A 26,852-nucleotide genomic window follows, 5' to 3' on the forward strand; every position below is an offset into this window, starting at 1 on the left:
ATGAGCCTTGCGAGCGCCTGCCCGCCCTGGCCGGGATTCGGACCGCAAGATGGTATGCTTGCGATGCACAAAACTCAATCCGACCTCCGGTTAGGGGGCGTGGCCGCACGCTGGCGACCCCAAGGCGACTGCTAGCTGCCGCTTCATGCGCTATCATGCTGTGCCGAATCAGCTAATGCAGGAATTTACCAGGGAAGGCCGCATGTCGAGACGTCCCCCCATTTCCGTCCTGTTGGCCGCCCTGGTGCTGCTGGCACTCCTGCTGTGGCTGGCGCTGGGTGACTTCCAGCGCTTCCAGCCACAGGCCCCGCCTGCCGAAGCCCCCCAGGAGGAGCGCCTGCCGAGGGTCGAGTATCGGGTCAGCGAGGCCGCCGCCTACCGGCCCCAGCGGGTGGTCCAGGGCCAGCTGCAAGCCTACCGCGAGGTCGAGCTGCGCAGCCGCCATGCCGGGCGGGTCGCCGAGCTGCCGGTGACGCAGGGCTCCGCGGTGGAAGCAGGCACGCCGCTGCTGGTGCTGTCACGCGACGCCCTCGAGGCCCAGCTCGAGCGCGCCGAGGCCCAGCTCGAGCTGGCCCGGGCCGAGCTCGCCGGCGCCGACGAGCTGCGCCAGCGCAACCTGATCTCGAGGCCCGAACAGCTGCGCCTGCAGAGCAGTGTCAGCGTGGCGGCGGCCGAGGTGGCCGAGCTGCGCCAGGCGCTCGACGAGACCCGCCCGGCGGCCCCCTTCGACGGCGTGCTCGACCGCCTCCACGTGGAACTCGGCGAGGTGCTGCAGGTGGGTGAAGCCTACGCCAGCCTGGTCGACGACCGGCGCCTGACCGCCAGCGCCTGGGTGGCCCAGCGCGAGGCCCAGGACCTGCGCCCGGGGCTGCCCGCCGAGGCCAGGCTGCTGGACGGCAGCCGGCTGAGCGGAGAGCTGACCCACGTGGCCAGCCGCGCCGACGAGGCCACTCGCTCCTTCTACGTCGAGGCCGAGTTCGACAACCCGGAGCGCCGACGCCTGGCCGGCGCCAGCGCCACCCTGGCGATCACCCTGCCGGAGCGCGAGGTGCACCGTTTCTCCCCCGCGCTGCTCGAGCTGGACGCAGAGGGACGGCTGCGGGTCAAGCACCTCGACGAGGACGATCGCGTGGTGAGCACCCCCGTCGGCCTGGTCAGCGCCGACGCCACGGCGGCCCGGGTCACCGGCCTGCCCGACACGATCCGCCTGATCACCCTGGGCGGCGGCTTCGTGGCGCCCGGCGACCGCGTCGAGCCGGTCGCCGAAGCGGACGCGGGCAGCGACGCCGCCGAGGAGTCGCCCTGAGATGCGCACCCTGATCGAGGCCGCGCTGGACCGCTCGCGCACCACGCTGCTGCTGCTGCTCGCGTTGCTGCTGGCCGGGATGGCCGCCTGGCAGGCGGTGCCCAAGGAGGCCAACCCCGACGTCCCCATCCCCATGATCTACGTCTCGCTGTCGCTCGAAGGCGTGAGCCCCGAGGACGGCGAGCGGCTGCTGGTGCGCCCCATGGAGCAGGAGCTGCGCACCATCGAAGGGGTGCGCAAGATGACCGCCCAGGCCACCGAGGGGCACGCCGCGATCACGCTGGAGTTCGACGCCGGCTTCGATGCGCGCCAGGCGCTGGCCGACGTGCGCGAACGGGTCGACATCGCCAACGCCGAGCTGCCCGAGGAGGCCGACGAGCCGCGCGTGGTGGAGGTCAACGTCGGCCTCTTCCCGGTGCTGACGCTGGGACTCTCCGGCCCCCTCGAGGAGACCCGGCGGCTGGCCATCGCCCGCCAGTTGCAGGATGCCATCGAGGGCCTGCCGGAGGTGCTCGAGGTCGAGATCGGCGGCGAGAGCGAGGAGCTGATGGAGATCGTCGTCGACCCGCTGGTGCTCGACAGCTACGGCGTCGATTTCGACGACCTGTTCGCCCTGATCACACGCAACAACCGGCTGGTGGCCGCCGGCAGCCTGGACACCGGCGCCGGGCGCAGCCCGGTGAAGGTCCCCGGCGTCATCGAGACCCTGGAGGACGTCTTCGAGATGCCGGTCAAGGTCGACGGCGACCGGGTGGTGACCTTCGCCGACGTGGGCTGGATCCACCCCACCTTCAAGGACCCCGAGGGCTACGCCCGCATCGACGACGAACCGGCGCTGGTCCTGGAGATCTCCAAGCGCGCCGGGGCCAACCTGATCGCCACCATCGAGGGCGTGCGCGAGATCCTCGCCGAGGCCGCCCCGCTGCTGCCCGAGGAGCTCTCCACCACCACCATCATGGACCAGTCGGTCACCGTCGAGCAGATGCTCTCGGAGCTGCTCAACAACGTTCTCACCGCCGTCGCCCTGGTGCTGATCGTGATCCTGGCGGCGATGGGGGTGCGCTCGGCCCTGATGGTGGGGCTGACCATTCCCGGCGCCTTCCTCACCGGGATCCTGCTGATCTGGGCGATCGGCTACACCCTCAACATCGTGGTGCTGTTCGCGCTGATCCTGGTCGCGGGGATGCTGGTGGATGGCGCCATCGTCGTCAGCGAACTCGCCGACCGCAACCTGCGCGAAGGCCAGCCGCCCCGCGCGGCCTGGATCCACGCCGCCACCCGCATGAGCTGGCCGGTCATCGCCTCCACCGCGACCACCCTGGCGGTGTTCTTCCCGCTGCTGTTCTGGCCCGGCGTGGTGGGCGAATTCATGAAGTACCTGCCGGCCACGGTGATCCTCTGCCTGCTCGCCTCGCTGGCCATGGCGCTGATCTTCCTGCCGACCCTCGGCGGGGTCTTCAGTGCGCGCACCGCCCGCCCCCAGCGCAGCGAGGAGATGGTGACGGCGGGCGGCCGGCTCTACCGCGCCACCCTCGCCCGCCTGCTGGCCCACCCCGGCATGACGCTGCTGGTCGCGCTGATGCTGATGGCCCTGATCTTCGTCGGCTACGGCCGCTTCAACCACGGCGTGGAGTTCTTCCCCGCGGTCGAGCCCGACAGTGCCCAGGTGATGATCCGCTCGCGCGGCGATTTCTCCACCGCCGAGAAGGACGCCATCGTGCGCCGGGTCGAGGCCCGCCTGGCCGGCATGAGCGAGGTGAAGGCGCTCTACGCGCGCTCCTACGGCGTGGCCAACGAGCAGATCGGCGGCGACGTGATCGGCGTGGTGCAGTTCCAGTTGATCGACTGGCAGCAGCGGCGTCCGGCGCGAACGATCATGAACGAGATGGCCGAGCGCACCGTCGACCTGCCCGGGGTGGTGCTGGAGTTCCGCGAGCAGGACATGGGGCCCGGCGCCGGCAAGCCCATCGTGCTCGAGATCAGTGCCGGCGACGAAGCCGCCGGCGAGGCCGCGGTGGAGACCATCCGCGCGCAGATGGAGCGGCTCGGCGGCTTCCGCGACATCGAGGACAACCGCAGCCTGCCGGGCATCGAGTGGCGGCTCAACGTGGACCGCGCCGCCGCCGCCCGCATGGGGGCCGATGTCGCCGCGGTGGGCAGCGCAGTGCAGCTGGTCACCACCGGCCTGCAGGTGGCGACCTACCGCCCCGCCTACGCCACCGACGAGGTCGACATCCGCGTGCGCCTGCCCGAGAGCTGGCGCAGCCTCGACCAGCTCGACCGGCTGACCCTCAACACGCCCCGGGGCCAGGTGCCGATCTCCCATTTCGCCAGCCTCGAGCCGGCGCCCAAGGTCGACACCCTGCACCGCATCGACGGCCGCCGCGCCATCACCCTGGAGGCCGACGTGGCCGAGGGCTACCAGCCCGACGAGCGCCTGCGTGCCCTGCTGGAAAGCCTCGGGCCGCCGCCGGAGGGCGTGCGGGTCGACGTGGCCGGCGAGCAGGAGGATCAGGAGCAGGCCAGCCGCTTCCTGGTCACCGCCTTCCTGGTGGCGATCGCGCTGATGCTGCTGATACTGGTCACCCAGTTCAACAGCCTCTACCAGGCCCTGCTGGTGCTCTCCGCCATCGTGTTCTCCACCGCCGGGGTGCTGATGGGACTGCTGGTCAACGGCCAGCCGTTCGGCATCGTCATGGTGGGCATGGGGATCATCGCCCTGGCGGGCATCGTGGTGAACAACAACATCGTGCTGATCGACACCTACAACGAGCTGCGCCGGGCCGGCCTGACGCCCCACGATGCCGCCCTGGGCGCGGGCGGCCTGCGCCTGCGCCCGGTGCTGCTGACCGCCATCACCACCGTGCTGGGTCTGATGCCGATGGTGCTGGAGATCAACGTCAACCTGTTCGCCCCGAGCCTGGGCATCGGCGCCCCCTCGACCCAGTGGTGGACCCAGCTCTCCAGCGCCATCGCCGGCGGACTGGTGTTCGCCACCGGGCTGACGCTGCTGCTGACCCCCTGCATGCTGGTGCTGTGGCAGCGCCGTTCGCGGGGTGAGGCGGCCAGGCCGGCCGAGGCGTGAGCGCCCCGGGGCGGCCCCCGGATACAGCGACGCCGCCCCGAACCTTGGCCCGGGGCGGCGTCGGAAAAAATCGGCCAGGCGGCTAGTCGGCCTGGGCTTCCTTCTGCGGCGTGTGGGCCGCGTGCAGGCGGGCGATCAGCTGGTCTTCCAGGGCGAAGCGCTCGGTCAGCCCCTTGGCCAGGCGATCGAGCCAGGCGGGCAGGCGCGGCAGGAAGTGCTGGCAGCGCACCGGGGTCGAGTAGTCGGCGTCGAAGGCCAGCACCAGCTCGGTGGAGAGCTCCAGCCGCTCGAGCAGCTTGCTGGCGATCTCCAGCGCGTCGTGATCGCCGAAGGCGTTGGCCTCCTCGCGCAGCTGCGGGTAGATCTCGAAGTGGCCGGCGCTGATGTAGTCCATCAGCAGCTCGCTGAAACGATCGATCTGCGGCTTGCTCACGGCCTCCAGCTCGGTGTCGCAGGCCTCCTTGAGCTCGATGAAACTGACCAGCAGCTCGCGACGCTCATCGAGCCATCGGTCGATGAGCTGATGCACGCCCCCCCAGCGCTCCCTGGCCGTCTTGCACTGTTCCAGCATCGTGAGCCTCCTTCCCCTATGAAGCCTGTTGCCGCTCGTCGGCCATTACCGAGCTCCGAGCCTGAAGCCCCAGACTCGCCGTTGCCAACCTGACTGTCAATCCTTGGAGCGGGGAAAAATTTCACTTCCGGCAATAAACTTCAAGCTTGAAATTTTAAGCTTGAACTATCTTCGTCGCGGGTCTAGCCTTCGTACAGGACAACAACGACAACGGTTCCTGCCCATGAGAATCGCCTGCCTCGGCGGTGGCCCCGCCGGCCTCTACTTCGCCATCAGCATGAAGCTGCGTGCGCCCTCCCACGACGTGGTGGTGCTCGAGCGCAACCGGCCCGACGATACCTTCGGCTGGGGCGTGGTGCTCTCCGACGAGACGCTGGACAACCTGGCCGCCAACGATGCCGTGAGCGCCGCGCGCATCCGCGAGCACTTCGCCTACTGGGACGACATCGCCGTGATCCACGACGGGGTGCGCACGGTCTCCACCGGCCACGGCTTCTGCGGCATCGGCCGTCACCGGCTGCTGCTGCTGCTGCAGCAGCGCGCCCGCGAGCTCGGCGTCGAGCTGCGCTTCGAGAGCGACGTGGCCGAGACGGACATCGACGCGCTGCGCCGCGAGTTCGACCTGGTGCTGGCCGCCGACGGCCTCAACTCGCGCACCCGCCAACGCTACGCCGAACACTTCCAGCCAGACATCGAGGTGCGCGCCTGCAAGTTCGTCTGGCTCGGCACCCACCAGACCTTCGACGACGCCTTCACCTTCATCTTCGAGAGGACCGAGCACGGCTGGGTGTGGGCCCACGCCTACCAGTTCGACGCCGACACCGCGACCTTCATCGTCGAGTGCAGCGAGCCCACCTGGCGCGCCTTCGGCTTCGGCGAGATGAGCAAGGAGCAGTCGATCGCCACCTGCGAGAGGATCTTTGCCCGGCACCTCGGCGGCCACGCGCTGATGAGCAACGCCAACCACATCCGCGGCTCGGCCTGGATCAACTTCCCCCGGGTGCTGTGCCAGCGCTGGAGCTTCGACAACGTGGTGCTGATGGGCGACGCCGCCGCCACCGCCCACTTCTCCATAGGCTCGGGCACCAAGCTGGCGCTGGAGAGCGCCATCGCGCTGGCCGACTACCTGCACAGCGAGCCCGACATGGCCAGCGCCTTCGCTCGCTACGAGGAGGAGCGTCGCACCGAGGTGCTGCGGCTGCAGTCGGCGGCGCGCAACTCCACCGAGTGGTTCGAGCAGGTGGAGCGCTACCTCGACCTCGACCCGGTGCAGTTCAACTACTCGCTGCTGACCCGCTCCCAGCGCATCAGCCACGAGAACCTGCGCCTGCGCGACCCCGAGTGGCTGGAGAGCGCCGAGCGCTGGTTCCAGGCCCGGGCCGGCAACGAGGGCTCGCGTCGCGCGCCGATGTTCGCCCCCTTCCGGCTGCGCGACATGACACTGCCCAACCGGGTGGTGGTCTCGCCCATGGCCCAGTACAAGGCGCTCGACGGCTGCCCCACCGACTGGCACTTCGTGCACTACGCCGAGCGCGCCAAGGGCGGAGCCGGGCTGGTCTACACCGAGATGACCTGCGTCTCGCCGCAGGGGCGCATCACCCCGGGCTGCCCCGGCTTCTACGCACCGGAACACGAGGCGGCGTGGAGGCGGCTGTGCGACTTCGTTCACGCCGAGACGCCGGCCAGGCTGTGCGCCCAGATCGGCCACTCCGGGCCCAAGGGCTCGACACAGCTCGGCTGGCAGGAGATGGACGCGCCGCTGGCCGAGGGCAACTGGCCGATCCTGGCGGCCTCCGCCGTGCCCTGGTCGGCACGCAACCAGGTACCGAAAGCGATGGACCGCGCCGACATGGAGCGCGTGCGCGACGAGTTCGTCGCCGCCGCGCGGATGGCCGAGCGTGCCGGCTTCGACATGCTCGAGGTGCACGCCGCCCACGGCTACCTGCTCTCCTCCTTCATCACGCCGCTGACCAACCGCCGCGACGACGAATACGGCGGCTCGCTGACGAATCGCATGCGCTATCCGCTGGAGGTGATTCGCGCGGTGCGCGCCGCCTGGCCGGCCCACAAGCCGCTGTCGGTGCGTATCTCGGCCAACGACTGGGTCGGCGACGAGGGGGTGACGCCCGACGAAGCCGTCGAGATCGCTCGCCTGCTGCAGGGCGCCGAGGTCGACATCGTCGACGTCTCGGCCGGGCAGACCTCGACCCGCGCGCGACCGCAGTACGGGCGCATGTTCCAGACGCCCTTCTCGGACCGTATCCGCAACGAGACCGGCATGGCCACCATGGCGGTGGGCAACATCTACCAGGCCGACCACGTCAACTCGATCCTGATGGCCGGCCGCGCCGACCTGGTGTGCCTGGCCCGGCCGCACCTGGCCGACCCCTACTGGACCCTGCACGCCGCCGCCGGCATCGGCGACGGCGAGTGCCACTGGCCGGCCCCCTACCTGGCCGGACGCGACCAGCTGCAGCGGCTGGCCGAGCGCGGCGAAGGATGGATGTGACCATGAGCCAGCTCGATGGAAAGCGCGTGGTGATCACCGGCGGCGGCAGCGGCATCGGCGCCGACATGGCGCAGGCCTTTGCCGAGGCGGGCGCCGACGTCGTCATCACCGGGCGCCGGGGCGGACCGCTCGAGGAGGTGGCCGCGCGGCATCCGTCGATCAGCTATGCCGTCGCCGACGTCACCCAGGAAGACGACATGGCATCACTGTTCGAGCATCTCGGCGAGGTCGATATCGTCATCGCCAATGCCGGGGCGGCCGAGAGCGCCCCGCTGATCAGAACCGAGCTGGAGCAGTGGCAGCGCATGCTCGAGGTCAACCTGACCGGCGTGTTCCTGACCCTGCGCGAGGGCCTGAAACGGCTGCGCGACGGCGGCCGGCTGATCGCCGTGGCCTCCACCGCCGGGCTCAAGGGCTACCCCTACGTGGCGCCCTACTGCGCCGCCAAGCATGGCGTGGTGGGTCTGGTTCGCGCCCTGGCCCAGGAGGTCGCGGGCCGCGACATCACCGTCAATGCGCTGTGTCCCGGCTTTACCGAGACCCCGCTGCTCGAGGCCAGCGTCGCCACCATCGTGGCCAAGACCGGCCAGACAGCGGAGCAGGCGCGCGCCCACCTGCAGTCCACCAATCCCGGCGGCCGGCTCGTGCAGCCCGCCGAGGTCACCGCCACGGCGCTGTGGCTGTGCGGCCCTCATAGCGGTGCCATCCACGGCCAGGCAATCTCGATCTCGGGAGGCGAGACATGACGGCGCCACGGTTGAAACCGGAAACCCTGAGCAAGGAGCGGCTGCGCCTGTGGCTGCGCATGCTGCGGGTCACGCGCCAGGTCGAGGCGGCGCTGCGCGAGCGGCTGCGCCTGGAGTTCGACTCCACCCTGCCGCGCTTCGACGTCATGGCGGCGCTGTTCCGCGACCATGACGGGCTCAAGATGAACGAGCTGTCCCGGCGGCTGCGCGTCTCCAACGGCAACGTCACCGGCATCGTCGACCGCCTGGCGGAGGACGGCCTGGTCGAGCGCATCGCCATCGAGGGCGACCGCCGCGCCACCCTGGTGCGCCTGACCGCCCACGGGCGCGACGCCTTCGGCCTCATGGCAAAAGCCCACGAAGGCTGGGTCGACGAACTGCTCGACGGCGTCAGCGCCGAGGATGCCCATCATATCGGCGAGCTGCTGCATCGCTTGCCGTCCGACACGGGAGCACAACGATGAAACTGGCCGACCTGGCGCCGCGCCATTTCCTGTGGCGCATGGAGGGCGAGGTGGCGGTGATCCGCCTGAATCGCCCCGAGCGCAAGAACCCGCTCACCTTCGACAGCTACGCCGAGCTGCGCGACACCTTCCGCGACCTGGTCTATGCCGAGGACGTCAAGGCCGTGGTGTTCGCCCCCAACGGCGGCAACTTCTGCTCCGGCGGCGACGTCCACGAGATCATCGCCCCGCTGGTCGGGCGCGACATGAAGGGCCTGCTCGCATTCACCCGCATGACCGGCGACCTGGTCAAGGCAATGCTCCAGTGCACCCGGCCGATCATCAGCGCGGTGGACGGCGCCTGCGTCGGCGCCGGTGCGATCATCGCCATGGCCTCCGACATCCGCTTCGCCACGCCCCGGGCCAGCACCGCCTTCCTCTTCACCCGGGTGGGGCTCGCCGGCTGCGACATGGGCGCCTGCGCCATGCTGCCTCGCCTCATCGGCCAGGGCCGTGCCGCCGACCTGCTCTACAGCGGGCGCAGCATGAGCGCGGAAGAGGGCCATCAATGGGGTTTCTACAACCGTCTGGTCGAGCCTGACGCGCTGGAGGCCGAAGCCATCGCCTACGCCACCCGCCTGGCCCAGGGGCCCACCTTCGCCCACGGCATCACCAAGACCCAGCTCAACCAGGAATGGTCGATGAGCCTGGAGCAGGCCATCGAGGCCGAGGCCCAGGCCCAGGCGATCTGCATGCAGACCCGCGACTTCGAGCGCGCCTACCGCGCCTTCGCCGCCAAGCAGAAGCCGGTCTTCGAGGGGGATTGATGAGCGATACGAGCTTTCTCGACTGGCCGTTCCTCGAGGCCCGCCATCGCGACCTGGCCAAGCGCCTGGAGGCGTGGTGCCGGCGTGAGCTGCCCCGCGACCACGCCGATGTCGACGCCGCCTGCATCCGGCTGGTGCGCGACCTGGGCAGTGCCGGCTTCCTCGAGGGCACCGCGGGCGATGCCATCGACGTGCGCAGCCTGTGCCTGATCCGCGAGACCCTGGCCCGCCACGACGGCCTGGCCGACTTCGCCTTCGCCATGCAGGGGCTCGGCACCGGGGCGATCAGCCTGTTCGGCAGCGCCGAGCAGAAGCGGTGGCTGGACAGGACCCGCCGCGGCGAGGCGCTGGCCGCCTTCGCCCTGAGCGAGCCGCGCTCGGGCTCCGACGTGGCCCAGCTCGACACCACCGCCGAACGCGACGGCGACGGCTACCGCCTCGACGGCGAGAAGACCTGGATCTCCAATGGCGGCATCGCCGATCTGTACACCGTGTTTGCCCGCACCGGCGAGGGGCCGGGAGCCAAGGGGCTCTCCTGCTTCCTGGTGCCGGTCGACACGCCGGGTCTCGAGATCCGCGAGCGCCTGGAGACGATCTCGCCGCATCCGCTGGCGCGGCTCGGCTTCAATGGCATGCGCCTGCCGGCCAGCGCCATGATCGGCCGGCCCGGACAGGGCTTTCGCATCGCCATGTCGGTGCTCGACGTGTTCCGCTCGACGGTGGGCGCCGCTGCGCTGGGCTTCGCCCGCCGCGCGCTGGACGAATCCCTCGACCGCGCCCGCAACCGCGAGCTGTTCGGCGCCAGCCTGGCCGACCTGCAGATGGTCCAGGGCCACCTGGCGGAGATGGCGCTCGACGTCGACGCCGCCGCGCTGCTGGTCTACCGCGCCGCCTGGACCAAGGACATGGGCGCCGAGCGCGTCACCCGCGAGGCGGCCATGGCCAAGCTCTTCGCCACCGACCGCGCCCAGGACGTGATCGACAAGGCGGTGCAGCTGCACGGCGGCGACGGCGTGCGCAAGGGGCACATCGTCGAGAGCCTCTATCGCGAGATCCGCGCGCTGCGCATCTACGAAGGCGCCTCGGACGTGCAGAAGGTGGTCATCGCGCGCAGCTGCCTGGCACAACAGGAGGGCATCAGAGACGTACAAAACGGTTAGAGAGACGCCAGCCCCGTATCCCCCTGTCGACGCACCAGCGCCGAACAACAACAACGACGTACGGAGAATGGTCATGAACGCACCGTCGGCCCACGCCGATACCTTCGCCCGGGACAACCTGCCGCCCGCGCAGGAGTGGCCCGAGTTCAAGCTCGACGGCTTCGACTATCCCGCGCGGCTCAACGCTGCGGTGGAGCTCTGCGACCGCTGGGTCGAGCGCGGCCACGGCGAGCGCGTGGCGCTGGTCGGCAACGGCCGTCGGCGCAGCTACCGCGAGCTGGCCGAGTGGACCAACCGCCTGGCCCATGCGCTGGTCGACGAGCTCGGCGTGCGCCCGGGCCACCGGGTACTGATCCGCTCGGCCAACAACCCGGCCATGGTGGCCTGCTGGCTCGCCGCCACCAAGGCCGGCGCGGTGGTGGTCAACACCATGCCGATGCTGCGCGCCGGCGAGCTGGCGCAGATCGTCGACAAGGCCGAGATCGGCCTGGCGCTGTGCGACACCCGCCTGCTCGAGGAGCTCGAGGCATGCGCGGCGGAGAGCGCCTACCTGAAACGCGTGGTCGGCTTCGACGGCACCGCCAACCACGACGCCGAGCTCGACCGCCTGGCGCTGGACAAGCCGAGCGACTTCACCGCGGTGGCCACCGCCGCCGAGGACGTGGCGCTGCTCGGCTTCACCTCCGGCACCACCGGCAAGCCCAAGGCGACCATGCACTTCCACCGCGACCTGCTGATCATCGCCGACGGCTACGCCCGCGAGGTGCTGCAGGTGACGCCGGACGACGTCTTCGTCGGCTCGCCGCCGCTGGCCTTCACCTTCGGCCTCGGCGGCCTCGCCATCTTCCCGCTGCGCTTCGGCGCCAGCGCCGTGCTGCTGGAGAAGGCCACGCCGCCCAACATGCTCGAGATCATCCGCGAGCACCGCGCCACCGTCGTGTTCACCGCCCCTACCGCGTATCGCACCATGCTCGCCTCGCTGGAGAGCGGCCAGGAGCTCGACAGCCTGCGTGTGGCGGTGTCGGCCGGCGAGACGCTGCCGGCACCGATCTACCACGACTGGATCGCCAAGACCGGCACGCCGATCCTCGACGGCATCGGCGCCACCGAGATGCTGCACATCTTCATCTCCAACCGCCTCGACGACCACCGCCCCGCCTGTACCGGCAAGCCGGTAGCCGGCTACGAGGCGAAGATCGTCGATGCCGAGATGAACGAGCTGCCGCGCGGCGAGATCGGCCGCCTGGCGGTGCGCGGCCCCACCGGCTGCCGCTACCTGGCCGACGCGCGCCAGCGCGGCTACGTGCAGCAGGGCTGGAACCTGACCGGCGACGCCTTCACCCAGGACGACGAGGGCTACTTCCACTTTGCCGCACGCAATGACGATATGATCGTCTCGTCCGGCTACAACATCGCCGGCCCCGAGGTGGAGGCCGCCCTGCTGGCCCACGAGGCGGTGGCGGAGTGCGCGGTGATCGGCGCACCGAATGGAGAGCGTGGGCAGATCGTCGAGGCCTTCGTGGTACTGTCTCCCGGTGTCGAGCCGGACGCGGCCTGTGTCGAGCGGCTGCAGGCCTTCGTCAAGCAGCGCATCGCGCCCTACAAGTACCCGCGTTCGGTCCGCTTCGTCGAGACGCTGCCGAAGACGGCGACCGGCAAGGTGCAGCGCTTCCGCCTGCGCCAGGAGCATTATCCTGACGGCGGGAAGGGCTGACAGCAGGGCATCACACGGCAGCAACGGCACCAGCGCCGGGCACGGCGCCAACGACCACAACAAACGAGAACGAAGAGGGTACATCCATGAAGAGACTAGCCAGCGTTGGCCTCGGCCTGCTGATGACCGCCACCCTGTCGGCGGCCCAGGCCCAGGAGGTCAAGATCGGCATGATTACCACGCTTTCGGGGGGCGGCTCGCACCTGGGCGTGGACGTACGCGACGGCTTCCAGCTGGCCATCGAGCGCGCCGGCCGCGACGACATCGAGGTGCTGGTGCAGGACGATGGCAACCGCCCCGACCTGGCGCGCAGCCTGGCCAACGAATTCATGCAGCGCGACGAGGTCGACATCCTCACCGGCATCATCTTCTCCAACCTGGCCATGGCGGTGGTGCCGGCGGCGGTGCGCCAGGGCACCTTCTACATCTCGCCCAACGCCGGGCCGTCGGACCTGGCCGGGCGCATGTGCCACGAGAACTACTTCAACGCCGCCTACCAGAACGACAACCTGCACGGCGCGATGGGCGCCTACATGCGCGAGCAGGGCTTCGAGAAGCCGATCATCATGGCGCCCAACTACCCCGCCGGCACCGACGCCCTGGCCGGCTTCAAGCACCTCTACGAAGGCGAGGTGGTCGACGAGATCTACACCCAGATGGGCCAGACCGACTACGCCGCCGAGATCGCCCAGATCCGCGCCAGCGACGCCGACAGCCTGTTCTTCTTCCTGCCCGGCGGCATGGGCATCTCGTTCATGAAGCAGTGGGACAGCTCCGGCATCGACATGCCCGTGTTCGGCGCCGCCTTCTCCTTCGACGAGACGATCATCAAGGCGGTGGGCAGCGCGGCGATCGGCGCCATGAACACCTCGCTGTGGGCCTACGACCTCGACAACGAGGCCAACCACGCCTTCGTCGAGGCCTTCCGCGAGACCTACGACCGTATGCCGACGCTCTACGCGGCCCAGGGCTACGATACCGCCAACCTGATCCTCAGCGCGCTGGAGAAGACCCACCCGGACGACCAGGACGCCTTCCGCGAGGCGCTGCGCGAGGCTGACTTCGACTCGGTGCGCGGCGAGTTCCGCTTCGGCCCCAACCACCACCCGATCCAGGACATCTACGTCCGCGAAGTGGTCGAGGGCGACGACGGCCAGCCCACCAACCGCCTGGTCGGCATCGCCGTGGAGGACATCCAGGACGTCTACCACACCCAGTGCGAGATGTGACGCCTCGCCGCCGGGCCATGCGGCCCGGCGGCGCTACTGCAACGCGCGACGGTTATCCATGACATGACGCTCTTCATCGAACAGCTCTTCAACGGCCTTCAGCTCGGCACCATGCTGTTCCTGATGGCCAGCGGCCTGACCCTGGTGTTCGGCGTGATGGGCCTGATCAACCTGGCCCACGGCTCCTTCTACATGGTCGGTGCCTATGCCACGGCGCTGGCCACCGCCGCCACCGGCTCCTTCCTGGTCGGCCTCGCCGCCGGCATCGCCGCGGCCGCCGCGGTCGGCGCCCTGGTCGAGCTGATCGTGATCCGCCGGCTCTACCACCGGCCGCACCTCGACCAGGTGCTGGCCACCTTCGCCCTGATCCTGATCTTCTCCGAAGGCACCCGCTGGCTGTTCGGCTCCTCGCCGCTGTGGCTCAACCCGCCGGCGCTACTGGCCGGTTCGGTGACCCTCCCCGGTGGCCTGCGCTACCCGCTCTTCCGCCTGGTGATCATCGCCGTGGGCGTGGCCGTGGCGGTGGGCATGTACTTCCTGATCTCGCGCACGCGGCTCGGCATGCGCATCCGCGCCGGCGAGAGCGACCGCGAGATGATCGGCGCGCTGGGCGTCGACATCGCCCGGCTCTACACCCTGGTGTTCGCCATGGGCGCAGCGCTGGCCGGCCTGGCCGGGGCCCTGGTCGGCGCCCTGCAGTCGGTGCAGGTGGGCATGGGCGAGCCGGTGCTGATCCTCGCCTTCGTGGTGATCGTGATCGGCGGCATCGGCTCGATCAAGGGGGCCCTCTACGGCGCCATCCTGGTCGGCGTGGTCGACACCCTGGGGCGGGTCTTCCTGCCGCTGTTCTTCCGCCAGTTCATGCCCTCCTCGGAGGCGGCGGGCGTCGGCGCGGCGATTGCCGCGATGCTGATCTACATCCTGATGGCCGTGATCCTGGCCTTCAAACCCAAGGGACTGTTTGCCGCCAATGAATAAGCCCGACACCCCGACCCTCGCCCCGCAGCCGGGGCTGCCGACGCCCGCGGCCAGCTGGCACGACCGCAAGGGGCTGGTGCAGATCGGCCTGCTGGCGCTGCTGCTGCTGGCGCCGCTGGCCGCCCACCTGCTGGGCCACGTCTACTACGTCAACCTGGCCTCGCGGGTCACCCTGGTCGCCATGGCCGCGGTGGGCCTCAACCTGGCCATCGGCTACGGCGGCATGGTGAGCTTCGGCCACGCCGCCTATTTCGGCCTGGGCGGCTACGTGGCCGGCATCAGCGCCTATCACGCCTTCGACTTCACCCCGGTGATCGCCTGGCCCATTGCCATCCCCGGCAGCGACAGCATGCTGGCGATCTGGCTCGCGGCGCTCGTGCTGTGCGGCCTGCTGGCGCTGGTCATCGGCGCCATCTCGCTGCGCACCACCGGGGTCTACTTCATCATGATCACCCTGGCCTTCGCCCAGATGATGTACTACTTCGCCAACTCCTGGCCCACCTACGGCGGCGAGGACGGCCTGCCGATCTACCTGCGCAACTCGCTGCCGTGGGTCGACACCAACGACGCCCTGACCTTCTTCCTGATCTGCTTCGCCGGTCTCGTGCTGTCGCTCGCCCTCACCTCGCGGATCATGAAGTCGCGCTTCGGCGCCGCCCTGACCATGGCCCGGCTCAACGACACCCGGCTCGCCACCGCCGGCATCGCGCCCTACCCCGTTCGCCTGGTCGCCTTCGTCATCTCGGCGATGATCACGGGGCTTGCCGGGGCGCTCTACGCCGACCTCAACGGCTTCGTCAGCCCCACCATGCTGAGCTGGCACATGTCGGGGGAGCTGATGGTGATCGTCATCCTCGGCGGCGTGGGGCGGCTCTACGGGCCGCTGGCCGGGGCCATCCTGTTCGTGATGATGGAGACCCTGCTGGGCGGGCTGACCGAGTACTGGAAGCTGTTCCTCGGCCTGGTGCTGCTGTTCGTGGTGCTGTTCGCCAAGCACGGCGTGATGGGCTGGCTGGCCGGGAGGGAACGCCATGAGTGACGTCGTGCTGAGCCTTGCCCACCTCAACAAGCGCTTCGGCGCCCTGCAGGCGACCCGCGACGTGTCGCTCGACCTGCGCCCGGGCGAGATCCACGCGCTGATCGGCCCCAACGGCGCCGGCAAGTCGACCCTGATCGGCCAGATCGCCGGCAGCCTCAGGCCCGACACCGGCAGCATCGTGCTGGCCGGCCAGGAGATCACCTCGCTCAGCGTGGCCCAGCGTGCTCGACTGGGGCTGGGCCGCAGCTTCCAGATCTCGTCGCTGGCCGAACCGCTGTCGGTGAAGCGCAACGTGATGATCGCCGTGCAGGCGCTGCAGGGGCACAGCTTCCGCTTCTGGAAGCCGGTGCACCGCGACGAGAGCCTGCTGGCCCCGGCCATGGCGGCACTCGAGCGCATGGCCCTGGCACACCGCGCCGACACCGCCGTGGCCGAGCTCTCCCACGGCGAGCGGCGCCAGGTCGAGGTGGCCTGTGCCCTGGCGCTCAAGCCGCGCGTGCTGCTGCTAGACGAGCCCATGGCCGGGCTGGGCCCCGAGGGGTCGGCGCGCCTCACCGAGCTGCTCGAGGCGCTCAAGCGGGAGGTGCCGATCCTGCTGATCGAGCACGACATGGACGCCGTGTTCCGGCTCGCCGATCGCATCTCGGTGCTGGTGGACGGGGCCGTGATCGCCCACGGCGACAGCGCGACGATCCGTGCCAATCCGCAGGTCCGCGAAGCCTACCTGGGGGAGACGACATGCTGAACGTCACCGCGATCGAGACCTTCTACGGCCCCTCCCAGGCGCTGTTCGGCGTCGACCTCAGCGTCCGGTCGGGCGAGATGGTGGCGCTGATGGGGCGCAACGGCATGGGCAAGACCACCACCATCCGCTCGATCTTCGGCCTCACCCCGGCGCGCAGCGGCAGCATCACCTTCGACGCCCACGACCTGCGGCGCCTGCCGTCGTACCGCATCGCCCAGGCCGGCCTCGGGCTGGTACCCGAGGGGCGGCGCTGTTTCCCCAATCTCACCGTGCGCGAGAACCTGATGGTCACCGCGCGCCCCGGCCACTGGACCCTGGCGCGCGTCGAGGCCCTCTTCCCGCGGCTGGCGGAACGCCGCCGCCAGCTGGCCCGCACCCTCTCGGGCGGCGAGCAGCAGATGCTCGCCATCGGCCGGGCGCTGATGACCAACCCCCGCCTGCTGGTGCTCGACGAGGCCACCGAGGGCCTGGCGCCGGTGATCCGCCAGGAGATCTGGGCCGCCATCCGCACGCTCAAGGCGCAGGGGCAGTCCACGCTGATCGTCGACAAGTCGCTCGCCGAGCTGCTGCCGCTGGCCGACCGCTGCGTCATTCTCGAGAAGGGGCGCACGGTCTGGTCCGGCGAGCCCGGCACACTCGACGATGCCACCCGCGACCGCTACCTGGGCGTATAAGAGGAAGCCGCCATGCCATTCATCACCCAGCGCAAGGTGCGCTTCCAGCACTGCGACCCGGCGGGCATCGTCTTCTACCCGCGCTACTACGAGATGCTCAACTCGGTGGTCGAGGACTATTTCGCCGAGTCGGTGGGCCACGACTTCAACCGCCTTCACGTGGAGACGCGCACCGGCGTGCCCACCGCACACATCGAGACCGATTTCCATGCCCCCAGCCGGCTGGGCGAGACGCTCACCTTCGAGCTGACGCTGCGCGACGTCGGCCGCACCAGCCTGACCCTGCGCACCGAGGTCCACTGCGGCGGCGACCCGCGCCTGACCAGCGACTCGACCCTGGTCTTCGTCGACCTGGGGAGCGGTCGCCCCCTGCCCTGGCCAGAGGCCATGCGCGCCCATTTCGCCAAGGACTGCCAACAAGGATAATCCGATGAACGACGCCACCCTGCACGAGCTGCTCCACCCCTCCCACTGGAAGGCCGCCGTGGGCTACGCCAACGGCGTGCTCGCCTCCGGCCGCACGATCTTCGTCGGCGGCCAGATCGGCTGGAACGGCGACCAGGTCTTCGAGAGCGACGACTTCGCCGCCCAGGTGCACCAGGCGCTGGCCAACATCGTCGAGGTCCTGAGGGAGGCCGGCGCCGGACCCGAGCATGTGGTACGGCTGACCTGGTACGTCACCGACAAGCGCGAGTACCTGGCGCGGCTGAAGGAGGTGGGCGCCGCCTACCGCGAGGTGATGGGCAAGCACTTCCCGGCCATGACCATGGTGCAGGTGGCCGACCTGATCGAGGACCGGGCGAAGGTGGAAATCGAGGCCACGGCGGTACTCCCCGAGGCCCGGTAGAGGGCGATCGAGCTCAGCGGCCGTGGAAGGCGGCGATACGCGCAACGAAGCGACCGCCCGGCGCGTAGTGATCGAGGATCGAGAAGTGGTCGTCGCCGGGCATGAGCTCATGGCTGACCGCCGCGCCCTGGGCCTCGAGGTGCTCGGCGTGGGCCTGCATCTGGCGCGCGAACTCGACCGACTCCTCGCCGCCCGCCACCAGCTGCACCGCCGCGGGTACCCGGCAAGGCTGAAACAGCGGGCTGTAGTCGGCGACGTCGCGCCCGGTGAGCTGCAGCTTGGGCTGCAGCCACGACCAGGGGAAGGGGCGCAGGTCGTAGAGCCCGCTGACGCATAGCGCGCCGCGGACCAGTTCGTCGGGCAGGCCGTACACGCCCGGCCAGTCGGTGGCCAGCAGCATGGCGCAGAGATGACCGCCGGCCGAATGCCCGGAGACGCTCGGCCGCGTCGTGTCGACGCCCAACGTTTCCCCCCGGGCATGCAGCCAGGCCAGCGCGGCACGGGCCTGGCGCACCACTTCGCCGAAGGTCACCGTGGGGCACAGCGCATAGTTGACCACTGCGACGCTGATGCCCGCCTCCACCAGTCCCTCGGCGACGAAGCCGAACTCCCGATGCCCCAGCGAACGCCAGTAGCCGCCGTGGAAGAAGACGTGCAGCGGCGCCCCCTCGTCCTCGGCGTGGTAGAGGTCCAGGCGCTCGGCGAGCGTGGGCCCGTAGGCGACATCCAGGGATACCCGGTGGCGCTCGCGCACCGCCTCGCTGCGCGCCTGCCAGCCGGCGATCAGGCCGCCCGGGTCGCGACCGCGCATGGGGTCGTACTCGCGGTCGATCGCTTCCTGGCTGGCGAAGTCGCGGTAGAGCATGCTTCCTCCTCTCGTCGGCAGGCTCAGGGCCTCAGCCCGCGCACGGCGCGGTACAGGATCCCCAGCGGGGCCAGCGCCAGCACGATGAAGCCGATCAGGGTCCAGCCGGGCAGCGAGATGCCGAGCAGCAGGAAGTCGATCTCGGCGCACTCGCCGGAGCCTGAGAGCACCGTGGCGACCACGTCGCGCATCGGCAGGATGTCCATCATGTAGTCGAGCCCGGGGCCGCAGCTCGGCACCTGGTCGGGCGGCAGCGACTGCAGCCACAGGTGGCGCGCGGCGACGCCGATGCCGACCCCCACCGCCGTCAGCGACAGCCCGCCGTAGACCACCGGCCCCAGCCGCCCCCGCGGGTTGTGGATCGCGGCGACGAGGAAGACTGCGGCGGCGGCGAGCACCGCCACGCGCTGGAAGATGCACAGCGGGCAGGGCTCGAGCCCGCCGATATGCTCCAGCCCCAGGGCGACCAGCATCATGAGGACAGAGAAGGCCAACCCGGCCAGGCTCCACTGGCGCACGGAAAGGCGCCGAAGTCCCGCTGCGCTCATCGCACGCCCCCCTGACCGGCCATGACCACACGGGGCTCGCGGGCGCTGGCGAAATAGTGCTCGAGGAACTCGTCGAAGCGCTGGGTATCGGCGGCCTCGATGTCGCGCTGCTGCTGGTGCGAAGTGCCGACCATCTGCTCGAAGGTCGCCTGCCGTGCCGGGTCGACGGGTTCGCGGCGCAGCCGCTCGGCATGCTCCTCGGCCAGGCTCAGAGTGGCCTCGACGAACTCCTCGCCGCTGGACTCCAGCCGGGCGAGCAGGCGGCCGGAGGGCGTCAGTGCCGGATCGGCGAGCCACGGCGTGAACGCCGCCACGGCATCGGCGTGGGGGCTGCCCTGCTCCAGCGCATCGAGCACTGCGGCGGCGCGGTCGAGTTCGGCGAAGATCTCGCCGCCCCAGTCGGCCACCGAGCGGCGCCGGCCGTCCTGCAACAGCCTCAGCGCCGGGTCGCGACCGCGCTCGACGACCAGGCGCCGGTTGTCGTCCAGCCGGTCACACTCTTCGTCGGGGATCCAGGGGCTCTCGGCGAGCAGGCACCACATCAGGAAGGTATCGATGAAGCGCAGGCGCCTCTCGTCGATGCCCAGCGTCAGGAAGGGGTCGAGGTCGAGGCAGCGCACCTCGATGTACTCGACGCCGCGCGCCTCGAGCGCCTGGCTCGGCGTCTCGTTGTGGCGGGTGACGCGCTTGGGCCGGATGTCGCTGTAGTACTCGTTCTCGATCTGCAGGATGTTGGCGTTGAGCTGCTGCCAGTCGCGCCCGTTCCTGACCCCCAGCGCCTCGTAGGCGGGCCAGGGCGTGGAAATGGCGTGGCGCAGGGTGCCGACGTAGTTGGAGAGCGAGTTGAAGCAGATCTTGAGCTGCTCCTGCACCTTGTTCTGGTAGCCGAGGTCGGACATGCGCAGGCTGGTGGCGTAGGGCGAGACCAGGGTATCGCGACCGTGTGCGTGCAGCTTGTCGGGGATGGTGCCATCCGGCAGAAAGCTGCGGTCCAGTGCCGGCGAGGCGCCGAACAGGTAGAGCAGCAGCCAGCTGTGGCGGCGGAAGTTGCGGATCAGGCCGAAGTAGCGGCTGGAGCGGTAGTCGTCGAGCGACATGTCGTCGGCAGCGTCGCGCTCGCGCAGCCGCTCCCACAGGTCGTCCGGCAGCGAGACGTTGTAGTGGATCCCGGCGATGGACTGCATGATCCGGCCATAGCGCACGTCCAGTCCCTTGCGATAGACGTGCTTCATGGTGCCGACGTTGGAGCGGCCGTAGTCGGCGATGGTCACGCTGTCGTTGCCGTCGAGCCTGGCCGGCATGCTGGCCGGCCAGATCAGCTCGTCGCCCAGGTGGCGGTAGCTGAAGCGATGGAGGTCGGCGAGGAAGTCGACGGCGTCGCCGGGGCGGCAGTAGACCGGCGTGATGTACTCCAGCAGCGCCTCGGAGTAGTCGGTGGTGATGTGCGGGTGGGTCAGCTTCGAGCCCAGCGCGTACGGATGCGGCGTGGCGGCGATCCGCCCCCGGCGGTCGACGCGCAGCCCCTCCTTCTCGAGGCCGCGGCGAAGGCGCCCGAAGCGCCCCTGGGCCGCCATCCCGGCGAAATGCGAAACGGTGGCAGAGTATGAATCAGACAAGGCGTGGACCCCATGTCTCGAAGGCCGTCGACGGGCCTCCCGGTCGATGCGTGCCGGCCGCCCGTGGCGGCCGGTCATGCGGTTTGTGTCGAGAGTATGGCGAGAGCCGCTCCGGGATCAAGATTTGCTCTTCTTCGCCGCCAGCAGGGCGGCTCCGAGCGCCCCCATCTGGCCGGGCTGAGACTGCTCGCGAGGGGCGCCCTTGCGCTGGGCCTTGCCCTGCCCGCCGCGCCGTTCGCCGCCGGCGTCGCGCGACGACTTGCCGCGGCTCCTGCCGCCCTCGGCCTCGCCCGGCTGGTCGTCGAGCCGCATGGAGAGCCCGATGCGCGCGCGCTCGAGATCCACGCTCATCACCTTGACCTTGACGATGTCGCCGGCCTTGACCACCGAGCGCGGATCCTCGACGAACTTGTCGGAGAGCGCCGAGATGTGCACCAGGCCGTCCTGGTGCACGCCGATGTCGACGAAGGCGCCGAAGTGGGTGACGTTGGTCACGCTGCCCTCGAGGATCATGCCCGGCGCCAGATCCTTGAGCGTCTCCACGCCCTCGCGGAACTCGGCGGCCTTGAACTCGGGGCGCGGGTCGCGGCCCGGCTTGTCGAGCTCCTTGAGAATGTCGCTGATGGTCGGCACGCCGAAGCGCTCGTCGGCGAACTCGGCCGGCTTGACCGCCTTGAGCGTGGCGCTGTCGCCGATCAGGCTCGCCACCGGGCGGCCGCTGCGGCTGGCGATGCGCTCCACCACCGGATAGGCCTCGGGATGCACGGCGCTGCCGTCGAGCGGGTTGTCGCCGTTCATGATGCGCAGGAAGCCGGCGCACTGCTCGAAGGTCTTGGGACCCAGGCGGCTGACGTCCAGCAGCTGCTGGCGGCTGGTGAAGGCGCCCTCGGCGTTGCGCCGCGCGACGATGGCCTCGGCCAGCGCCGGGTTGAGCCCGGCCACGCGCGACAGCAGCGCACTCGAGGCGGTGTTGAGGTCGACCCCCACCGCGTTGACGCAATCCTCGATCACCGCCTCCAGGCTCTTCGACAGCTGCAGCTGCGAGACGTCGTGCTGGTACTGGCCCACGCCGATGGACTTGGGCTCGATCTTGACCAGCTCGGCCAGCGGATCCTGCAGGCGCCGGGCGATGGAGACCGCGCCGCGGATGGTGACGTCGAGGTCGGGCAGCTCCCGGGAGGCGTACTCCGAGGCGGAGTAGACCGAGGCGCCGGCCTCGCTGACCATCACCTTGGAGAGCGCTCTTCGTCCGGCGAAGGCCTTGACCAGCTCGCCGGCCAGCTTGTCGGTCTCGCGGCTGGCGGTGCCGTTGCCGACGGCCACCAGCGCCACGTCGTGCTTCTCCACCAGCCTGGCCAGCTGCGCCAGGGACTCGTTCCAGGCGTTGCGCGGCGCATGGGGGAAGATCGTGGCATGCTCGAGGAACTGGCCGGTGGCGTCCACCACCGCCACCTTGCAGCCGGTGCGCAGGCCCGGGTCGATGGCCAGCGTGGCCTTCTGCCCCGCCGGGGCGGCCAGCAGCAGGTCCTTGAGGTTGGCGGCGAAGACCTCGATGGCGTCGAGCTCGGCACGTTCGCGCAGTCGCCCCATCAGTTCGGTCTCGAGATGGGTGTAGAGCTTGACCCGCCAGGTCCAGCGCACCACGTCGGCCAGCCACCTGTCGGCGGCGCGGCCCTCGTCGCGGATGTCGAAGTGCCTGGCGATGGCCACCTGGGCCGGATGGATCGGCGCCTCGTCCTCGCCGGGCAGGCGGATGGCCAGGGTCAGCACGCCCTCGTTGCGGCCGCGGAACATCGCCAGCGCGCGGTGCGACGGCGTCTTGGCCAGCGCCTCGTCGTGCTCGAAGTAGTCGGAGAACTTGGCGCCCTCGCGCTCCTTGCCGGCAAGCACCCGGGCGCTGAGCTCACCCTCGTTCCACAGCCGCTCGCGCAGCGCGCCGACCAGTTCGGGGTCCTCGGCGAAGCGCTCCATCAGGATCTGGCGCGCGCCGTCCAGCGCCGCCTTGGCGTCCTCGACGGCCGGGATGTCGCCCTCGGCGGGCCGCAGGTACTTGGCCGCCTCGGTGTCGGGGTCGAGGGCGGGATCGGCCAGCAGCGCCTCGGCCAGCGGCTCGAGGCCCGCCTCGCGGGCGATCTGAGCCTTGGTGCGGCGCTTCTTCTTGTAGGGCAGGTAAAGGTCTTCCAGGCGCTGCTTGGTGTCGGCGGCCTGGACCTGGCCTTCGAGCTCCGGCGTCAGCTTGCCCTGCTCGTCGATGGCGGCGAGCACGGCCACGCGCCGCTCCTCCAGCTCGCGCAGGTAACGCAGGCGTTCGTCGAGGCTGCGCAGCTGGGTGTCGTCGAGCCCACCGGTGACCTCCTTGCGGTAGCGGGCGATGAAGGGCACGGTGGCGCCGCCGTCGAGCAGCTCCACGGTGGCGGCGACCTGCTGCGGGCGAACGCCGAGTTCCTCGGCGAGGCGGGAAATGATCCGGGTCGTGGCGTCCATGGCTTCCTTGGTAGTGCGACAACGAAAGATCGCGCCAAGGTACCACAAACGCCACGCCGTCGCCGCCGCGATCAGCGTCGCCAGCCGACGTCGTCCCAGAAGTGGCGGCGCGCCTCGCGAACCGCCTGCTGGCGGGTCAAACCGATATCGCGCAGCTGTCTGTCGCTGAGTTCATGCAGTTGGGCGCGCTCGCGGCGCAGCTGCAGCAGATGCTTCACGCGACGTATCCAGGTCCAAGGCAGCGAGGTGGACAGCCAGGCTCGCCGGCCGCCTTCAGGCGCAGCACAGGATGACGAGTCGCAGCAAGTAGCGGGGGCTCTCATGGCACACTTCCTCCAGGTCATGTCGGCAATGGAGAAAGTCTCGACGGGACGCTAGAATCAATCCAACGAATACTTCTTATAACAAGCATCACCAACCATGATGGAATCGACCATGCTGCATACCATCGATCATGAGCTGCTGCGCACCTTCGTCGCCATCGTCGACCATGGCGGTTTCACCCGCGCGGCCCAGGCGGTCAATCGCACCCAGTCGGCGGTCAGCATGCAGATCAAGCGCCTCGAGGAGGACGTGATCCAGCGCCCGCTGTTCGAGCGCCAGGGGCGCCAGATGCACCTGACCAGCGAAGGCACCACGCTGCTCGGCTATGCTCGCCGGATCCTCGACCTGCAGGGAGAGGCGCTGAACCTGCTGCGTGAGCCGGAGATGGTGGGCAGGGTACGCATCGGTGTTCCCGACGACTTCGTCATGCGCTTCCTGCCCGGCATTCTCAAGTCCTTCTCACAGACCTGGCCGCTGGTCGACGTCGAGGTGCAGTGCGCCCCCTCCTCCGAACTGCTCGGTCGTCAGCAGGGCAGCCTCGACCTCAGCATCGTGACCCGCCAGGTCGGCCAAGAGATCGGCACCATCCTGCGCCGCGAGGAGACCGTGTGGGTGGTGGCGGAAAGCCATGCCATTCATCGCCAGTCGCCGCTGCCCCTGGCACTGTTCGAGGAACCCTGCTTCTGTCGTCAACACGCCTGCAACGCCCTGACCCGTGCCGGGCGTCCGTACCGCATTGCCTATTCGAGCCCCAGCCTGGCCACCCTGCAGGCGGTAGTGGGCGCCGGGCTCGCCGTCTCGGCGCTGATGAAGAGCCTGGTCACACCGGGCATGCGCGTGCTTGGCGAAGCGGATGGCTTCCCCCCGCTGCCGGACGGTTCCATCGTGCTGCTGCGCTCGCCCGAAGCCACGTCTCCCGCGGTGGACGGCCTGGCCCAGCATATCGTGGAGGGGTTCAGGTAGCCGCCGGCACGAAGGTCAGCGCCAGGCCGTTATTGCACCAGCGCAGGCCGGTGGGCTCGGGGCCGTCGCTGAAGACATGGCCCTGATGGCCGCCGCAGCGGGCGCAGTGATACTCGCGCCGCGGCCAGACCAGGCTGAAGTCGAGCTGGCTGAGCAGATGCCCCTCGATGTGATCGAAGAAGCTCGGCCAGCCGGTGCCGGAGTCGTACTTCATGGCGCTGTCGAACAGCGGCAGGTCGCAGCCGGCACAGTGGTACTCGCCATCGCGGGTCTCCTCGTCCAGGGGGCTCGAGAACGGTGGCTCGGTGCCGTGATCGCGCAAGATCTCGAACTGCTCGGGCGTGAGGCGCTCGCGCCACTCGTCGCGTGACAGCTCGAGGCGCTCGAGACCCGGCGCCGCTTCCAGCGACAGTCGCGGGAATCCCCAACCGACGCCGGGCACGAGCCCCGCCGCCCCGCCGACACCCAGCAGCCCCAGGAAAAGACGTCGTTTCATTGGACCCTCCCTCCTGGTCAGTCAACCGACATGCCAGGCCCACAATGAGAACGGGGAAGAGGCTTGCGCCCCTTCCCCGTTCAGACCGCCGCGGCAACCGCGGGTTCACCTCAGGTCAGGCTGGGCCCGGCCTTGACGATGGCCTCGCTGACGCCGTCGAACTTCTTGAAGTTGTCGACGAACTTGGCCGCCAGGTCGCTGCGCTTGCGGTCGTAGGCGGCCTTGTCCTCCCAGGTCTCGCGCGGGTCGAGCAGCCGGGAGTCGACGCCCGGCACCGATACCGGCACGTCCAGGTTGAGCCCCTCGATGCGCCGGGTCTCGATCTCGCGCAGCACGCCGGACTGGATGGCGCTGATGATGGCGCGGGTGGTGGGGATAGAGAAGCGCGAGCCGCCCTCGCCGTAGGCGCCGCCGGTCCAGCCGGTATTGACCAGGTAGACCTGGGCGTCCTTGGCCTCGACGCGCTTGATCAGCAGGTCGGCGTAGACCCGCGCCGGACGCGGGAAGAACGGCGCCCCGAAGCAGGTCGAGAAGGTCGCCGAGAGGCCTTCGGAGGAGCCCATCTCGGTGGAGCCCACCTTGGCGGTGTAGCCGGAGAGGAAGTGATAGGCGGCCGCTTCCTTGGACAGCACCGACACCGGGGGCAGCACGCCGGACATGTCGCAGGTCAGGAAGATGATGGCGTTGGGCTCGCCGGCACGGTTCTCCGGCACCCGCTTGTCGACGTGCTCCAGCGGATAGGCGGCACGCGAGTTCTGGGTCAGGCTGTCGTCGGTGTAGTCGGGCTCGCGGCGGTCGTCGAGCACCACGTTCTCCAGCACGGTGCCGAACTTGATGGCATTCCAGATCACCGGCTCGTTCTTCTCGGAGAGGTCGATGCACTTGGCGTAGCAGCCGCCCTCGATGTTGAACACGGTGCCGGGGCCCCAGCCGTGCTCGTCGTCACCGATCAGGTAGCGCGCCGGGTCGGCCGAGAGGGTGGTCTTGCCGGTGCCGGAGAGACCGAAGAACAGCGCGGTCTCGCCATCCTCGCCGACGTTGGCGCTGCAGTGCATGGGCAGCACGTCGGAGGCCGGCAGGAGGAAGTTCTGTACCGAGAACATCGCCTTCTTCATCTCCCCGGCGTAGCGCATGCCGGCGATCAGCACCTTCTGCTGGGCGAAGTTGAGGATCACGCAGCCGTCGGAGTGGGTGCCGTCGCGATCCGGGTCGCATTCGAAGAACGGCGCATTGAGGATGGTCCACTCCTGCTTGACCGAGGGGTTGTAGCCCTCGGGGCGCACGAACATGGTGCGGCCGAACAGGTTGTGCCAGGCCGTCTCGGTGGTCACCCGCACCGGCAGGTAGTGGGTCGGGTCGCTGCCCACGTGGAGTTCGGAAACGAAGCGCTCGCCGCTGGCCAGGTAGTCCTCGACACGCGCCCAGAGGGCATCGAACTTGCCGGCATCGAAGGGACGGTTGACGCTGCCCCAGTCGATATCGCCGCTGGTGGAGGGCTCGTCGACGATGAAGCGATCCGTGGGCGAGCGGCCGGTGCGCTGGCCGGTGTTCACCACCAGGGCGCCGTTCGCGGCCAGATGGCCTTCTCCGCGTGCCACGGCACGCTCGATGAGTTCGGCGCTGCTGAGATTGACGTGTGCTTGAGGAGCGGCTTGGGATGTGGTCATGTCGTTTCCTGGGCCT

At 69.6% G+C, this 26,852-nt stretch carries 24 protein-coding genes; 16 read left to right on the top strand and 8 right to left on the bottom strand.

Annotated features, from left to right (window positions below):
* Window positions 1-202 precede the first annotated feature (202 nt).
* Window positions 203-1,306, top strand: a complete 1,104-nt coding sequence (locus DIS04_RS11235; protein WP_111413870.1) for an efflux RND transporter periplasmic adaptor subunit — start codon at window positions 203-205, stop codon at window positions 1,304-1,306.
* 1 nt (window position 1,307) lies between these two features.
* Entirely contained in the window at window positions 1,308-4,391 is a 3,084-nt protein-coding gene (locus tag DIS04_RS11240; protein ID WP_111413871.1) for an efflux RND transporter permease subunit, read from the top strand.
* Window positions 4,392-4,473: 82 nt separating this feature from the next.
* On the opposite strand, the gene rsd is transcribed toward DIS04_RS11240, so the two are convergent.
* A complete protein-coding gene (rsd, locus tag DIS04_RS11245; RefSeq protein WP_111413872.1) occupies window positions 4,474-4,962 on the bottom strand; it encodes a sigma D regulator in 489 nt (162 codons plus the stop codon).
* Window positions 4,963-5,185: 223 nt separating this feature from the next.
* Between rsd and DIS04_RS11250 the strand changes: the two genes are divergently transcribed.
* From DIS04_RS11250 to DIS04_RS11310, 13 genes are all read left to right on the top strand, one after another.
* Window positions 5,186-7,471 carry a bifunctional salicylyl-CoA 5-hydroxylase/oxidoreductase gene (locus DIS04_RS11250; protein WP_111413873.1) on the top strand — a complete coding sequence of 762 codons (2,286 nt, stop codon included), beginning with the start codon at window positions 5,186-5,188 and terminating at the stop codon, window positions 7,469-7,471.
* A gap of 2 nt (window positions 7,472-7,473) precedes the next feature.
* Window positions 7,474-8,217, top strand: coding sequence for an SDR family NAD(P)-dependent oxidoreductase (locus DIS04_RS11255; protein ID WP_179951256.1), 744 nt, complete (start codon window positions 7,474-7,476; stop codon window positions 8,215-8,217).
* Complete coding sequence (locus tag DIS04_RS11260) at window positions 8,214-8,681, top strand: MarR family winged helix-turn-helix transcriptional regulator (RefSeq protein ID WP_111413875.1); 468 nt, start codon at window positions 8,214-8,216, stop codon at window positions 8,679-8,681. Before DIS04_RS11255 ends, DIS04_RS11260 begins: the two co-directional genes overlap by 4 nt.
* Complete coding sequence (locus DIS04_RS11265; protein WP_111413876.1) at window positions 8,678-9,487, top strand: enoyl-CoA hydratase family protein; 810 nt, start codon at window positions 8,678-8,680, stop codon at window positions 9,485-9,487. The genes DIS04_RS11260 and DIS04_RS11265 overlap by 4 nt, the downstream gene beginning before the upstream one ends.
* Window positions 9,487-10,647: an acyl-CoA dehydrogenase family protein gene (locus tag DIS04_RS11270; protein WP_111413877.1), complete on the top strand. Its 1,161-nt coding sequence runs from the start codon at window positions 9,487-9,489 to the stop codon at window positions 10,645-10,647. Before DIS04_RS11265 ends, DIS04_RS11270 begins: the two co-directional genes overlap by 1 nt.
* A 73-nt stretch (window positions 10,648-10,720) precedes the next feature.
* The gene (locus tag DIS04_RS11275) at window positions 10,721-12,361 is read left to right on the top strand and encodes a benzoate-CoA ligase family protein (RefSeq protein ID WP_111413878.1); all 1,641 of its coding nucleotides are present in this window, start codon (window positions 10,721-10,723) and stop codon (window positions 12,359-12,361) included.
* A gap of 86 nt (window positions 12,362-12,447) precedes the next feature.
* The gene (locus DIS04_RS11280; RefSeq protein WP_111413879.1) at window positions 12,448-13,590 is read left to right on the top strand and encodes an ABC transporter substrate-binding protein; all 1,143 of its coding nucleotides are present in this window, start codon (window positions 12,448-12,450) and stop codon (window positions 13,588-13,590) included.
* Window positions 13,591-13,653: 63 nt separating this feature from the next.
* Complete coding sequence (locus tag DIS04_RS11285) at window positions 13,654-14,568, top strand: branched-chain amino acid ABC transporter permease (protein ID WP_111413880.1); 915 nt, start codon at window positions 13,654-13,656, stop codon at window positions 14,566-14,568.
* A complete protein-coding gene (locus tag DIS04_RS11290; protein ID WP_111413881.1) occupies window positions 14,561-15,607 on the top strand; it encodes a branched-chain amino acid ABC transporter permease in 1,047 nt (348 codons plus the stop codon). Before DIS04_RS11285 ends, DIS04_RS11290 begins: the two co-directional genes overlap by 8 nt.
* Window positions 15,600-16,352 (top strand): ABC transporter ATP-binding protein, encoded by a 753-nt coding sequence (locus DIS04_RS11295; protein WP_111413882.1) that lies wholly within the window; start codon window positions 15,600-15,602, stop codon window positions 16,350-16,352. Before DIS04_RS11290 ends, DIS04_RS11295 begins: the two co-directional genes overlap by 8 nt.
* The gene (locus DIS04_RS11300) at window positions 16,346-17,026 is read left to right on the top strand and encodes an ABC transporter ATP-binding protein (RefSeq protein WP_111413883.1); all 681 of its coding nucleotides are present in this window, start codon (window positions 16,346-16,348) and stop codon (window positions 17,024-17,026) included. Before DIS04_RS11295 ends, DIS04_RS11300 begins: the two co-directional genes overlap by 7 nt.
* A gap of 12 nt (window positions 17,027-17,038) precedes the next feature.
* The gene (locus tag DIS04_RS11305) at window positions 17,039-17,452 is read left to right on the top strand and encodes an acyl-CoA thioesterase (RefSeq protein WP_111413884.1); all 414 of its coding nucleotides are present in this window, start codon (window positions 17,039-17,041) and stop codon (window positions 17,450-17,452) included.
* A 4-nt stretch (window positions 17,453-17,456) separates the two neighbouring features.
* Entirely contained in the window at window positions 17,457-17,873 is a 417-nt protein-coding gene (locus tag DIS04_RS11310; protein ID WP_111413885.1) for a RidA family protein, read from the top strand.
* 13 nt (window positions 17,874-17,886) lie between these two features.
* Here DIS04_RS11310 and DIS04_RS11315 read toward each other — a convergent pair whose 3' ends face one another.
* From DIS04_RS11315 to DIS04_RS20770, 5 genes are all read right to left on the bottom strand, one after another.
* Entirely contained in the window at window positions 17,887-18,738 is an 852-nt protein-coding gene (locus tag DIS04_RS11315) for an alpha/beta hydrolase (protein WP_111413886.1), read from the bottom strand.
* A gap of 23 nt (window positions 18,739-18,761) precedes the next feature.
* The gene (locus DIS04_RS11320; RefSeq protein WP_111413887.1) at window positions 18,762-19,286 is read right to left on the bottom strand and encodes a disulfide bond formation protein B; all 525 of its coding nucleotides are present in this window, start codon (window positions 19,284-19,286) and stop codon (window positions 18,762-18,764) included.
* A complete protein-coding gene (gshA, locus tag DIS04_RS11325) occupies window positions 19,283-20,860 on the bottom strand; it encodes a glutamate--cysteine ligase (protein ID WP_111413888.1) in 1,578 nt (525 codons plus the stop codon). The genes DIS04_RS11320 and gshA overlap by 4 nt, the downstream gene beginning before the upstream one ends.
* Before the next feature lie 159 nt (window positions 20,861-21,019).
* Complete coding sequence (locus tag DIS04_RS11330) at window positions 21,020-23,386, bottom strand: Tex family protein (RefSeq protein WP_111413889.1); 2,367 nt, start codon at window positions 23,384-23,386, stop codon at window positions 21,020-21,022.
* Between the two features lie 71 nt (window positions 23,387-23,457).
* Window positions 23,458-23,604 carry a DUF1127 domain-containing protein gene (locus DIS04_RS20770; RefSeq protein WP_245904547.1) on the bottom strand — a complete coding sequence of 49 codons (147 nt, stop codon included), beginning with the start codon at window positions 23,602-23,604 and terminating at the stop codon, window positions 23,458-23,460.
* A gap of 217 nt (window positions 23,605-23,821) precedes the next feature.
* On the opposite strand from DIS04_RS20770, the gene DIS04_RS11340 reads away from it, so the two are divergent.
* Window positions 23,822-24,673: a LysR substrate-binding domain-containing protein gene (locus DIS04_RS11340; protein WP_111414042.1), complete on the top strand. Its 852-nt coding sequence runs from the start codon at window positions 23,822-23,824 to the stop codon at window positions 24,671-24,673.
* Here DIS04_RS11340 and msrB read toward each other — a convergent pair.
* Together msrB and DIS04_RS11350 are read right to left on the bottom strand one after the other, a co-directional pair.
* A complete protein-coding gene (msrB, locus tag DIS04_RS11345; RefSeq protein WP_111413891.1) occupies window positions 24,666-25,169 on the bottom strand; it encodes a peptide-methionine (R)-S-oxide reductase MsrB in 504 nt (167 codons plus the stop codon). The genes DIS04_RS11340 and msrB overlap by 8 nt on opposite strands.
* Before the next feature lie 110 nt (window positions 25,170-25,279).
* Window positions 25,280-26,836 (bottom strand): phosphoenolpyruvate carboxykinase, encoded by a 1,557-nt coding sequence (locus tag DIS04_RS11350; RefSeq protein WP_111413892.1) that lies wholly within the window; start codon window positions 26,834-26,836, stop codon window positions 25,280-25,282.
* Window positions 26,837-26,852 lie beyond the last annotated feature (16 nt).

Source organism: Billgrantia lactosivorans, from assembly GCF_003254665.1.
Classification (GTDB): Bacteria; Pseudomonadota; Gammaproteobacteria; order Pseudomonadales; family Halomonadaceae; genus Halomonas; species Halomonas lactosivorans.

Bases quoted from the DNA above. Each gene is read 5' to 3' on its own strand.
- DIS04_RS11240 (WP_111413871.1), top strand. From the start codon at position 1,308: ATGCGCACCCTGATCGAGGCCGCGCTGGACCGCTCGCGCACCACGCTG.
- DIS04_RS11350 (WP_111413892.1), bottom strand. From the start codon at position 26,836: ATGACCACATCCCAAGCCGCTCCTCAAGCACACGTCAATCTCAGCAGC.
- DIS04_RS11280 (WP_111413879.1), top strand. From the start codon at position 12,448: ATGAAGAGACTAGCCAGCGTTGGCCTCGGCCTGCTGATGACCGCCACC.
- DIS04_RS11305 (WP_111413884.1), top strand. From the start codon at position 17,039: ATGCCATTCATCACCCAGCGCAAGGTGCGCTTCCAGCACTGCGACCCG.
- DIS04_RS11285 (WP_111413880.1), top strand. From the start codon at position 13,654: ATGACGCTCTTCATCGAACAGCTCTTCAACGGCCTTCAGCTCGGCACC.
- DIS04_RS11320 (WP_111413887.1), bottom strand. From the start codon at position 19,286: ATGAGCGCAGCGGGACTTCGGCGCCTTTCCGTGCGCCAGTGGAGCCTG.
- DIS04_RS11315 (WP_111413886.1), bottom strand. From the start codon at position 18,738: ATGCTCTACCGCGACTTCGCCAGCCAGGAAGCGATCGACCGCGAGTAC.
- DIS04_RS11340 (WP_111414042.1), top strand. From the start codon at position 23,822: ATGCTGCATACCATCGATCATGAGCTGCTGCGCACCTTCGTCGCCATC.
- DIS04_RS11330 (WP_111413889.1), bottom strand. From the start codon at position 23,386: ATGGACGCCACGACCCGGATCATTTCCCGCCTCGCCGAGGAACTCGGC.
- DIS04_RS11310 (WP_111413885.1), top strand. From the start codon at position 17,457: ATGAACGACGCCACCCTGCACGAGCTGCTCCACCCCTCCCACTGGAAG.
- msrB (WP_111413891.1), bottom strand. From the start codon at position 25,169: ATGAAACGACGTCTTTTCCTGGGGCTGCTGGGTGTCGGCGGGGCGGCG.
- DIS04_RS11300 (WP_111413883.1), top strand. From the start codon at position 16,346: ATGCTGAACGTCACCGCGATCGAGACCTTCTACGGCCCCTCCCAGGCG.
- DIS04_RS11265 (WP_111413876.1), top strand. From the start codon at position 8,678: ATGAAACTGGCCGACCTGGCGCCGCGCCATTTCCTGTGGCGCATGGAG.
- DIS04_RS11290 (WP_111413881.1), top strand. From the start codon at position 14,561: ATGAATAAGCCCGACACCCCGACCCTCGCCCCGCAGCCGGGGCTGCCG.
- DIS04_RS11260 (WP_111413875.1), top strand. From the start codon at position 8,214: ATGACGGCGCCACGGTTGAAACCGGAAACCCTGAGCAAGGAGCGGCTG.
- DIS04_RS11270 (WP_111413877.1), top strand. From the start codon at position 9,487: ATGAGCGATACGAGCTTTCTCGACTGGCCGTTCCTCGAGGCCCGCCAT.
- rsd (WP_111413872.1), bottom strand. From the start codon at position 4,962: ATGCTGGAACAGTGCAAGACGGCCAGGGAGCGCTGGGGGGGCGTGCAT.
- DIS04_RS11235 (WP_111413870.1), top strand. From the start codon at position 203: ATGTCGAGACGTCCCCCCATTTCCGTCCTGTTGGCCGCCCTGGTGCTG.
- DIS04_RS11275 (WP_111413878.1), top strand. From the start codon at position 10,721: ATGAACGCACCGTCGGCCCACGCCGATACCTTCGCCCGGGACAACCTG.
- DIS04_RS11295 (WP_111413882.1), top strand. From the start codon at position 15,600: ATGAGTGACGTCGTGCTGAGCCTTGCCCACCTCAACAAGCGCTTCGGC.
- gshA (WP_111413888.1), bottom strand. From the start codon at position 20,860: ATGGCGGCCCAGGGGCGCTTCGGGCGCCTTCGCCGCGGCCTCGAGAAG.
- DIS04_RS11250 (WP_111413873.1), top strand. From the start codon at position 5,186: ATGAGAATCGCCTGCCTCGGCGGTGGCCCCGCCGGCCTCTACTTCGCC.
- DIS04_RS11255 (WP_179951256.1), top strand. From the start codon at position 7,474: ATGAGCCAGCTCGATGGAAAGCGCGTGGTGATCACCGGCGGCGGCAGC.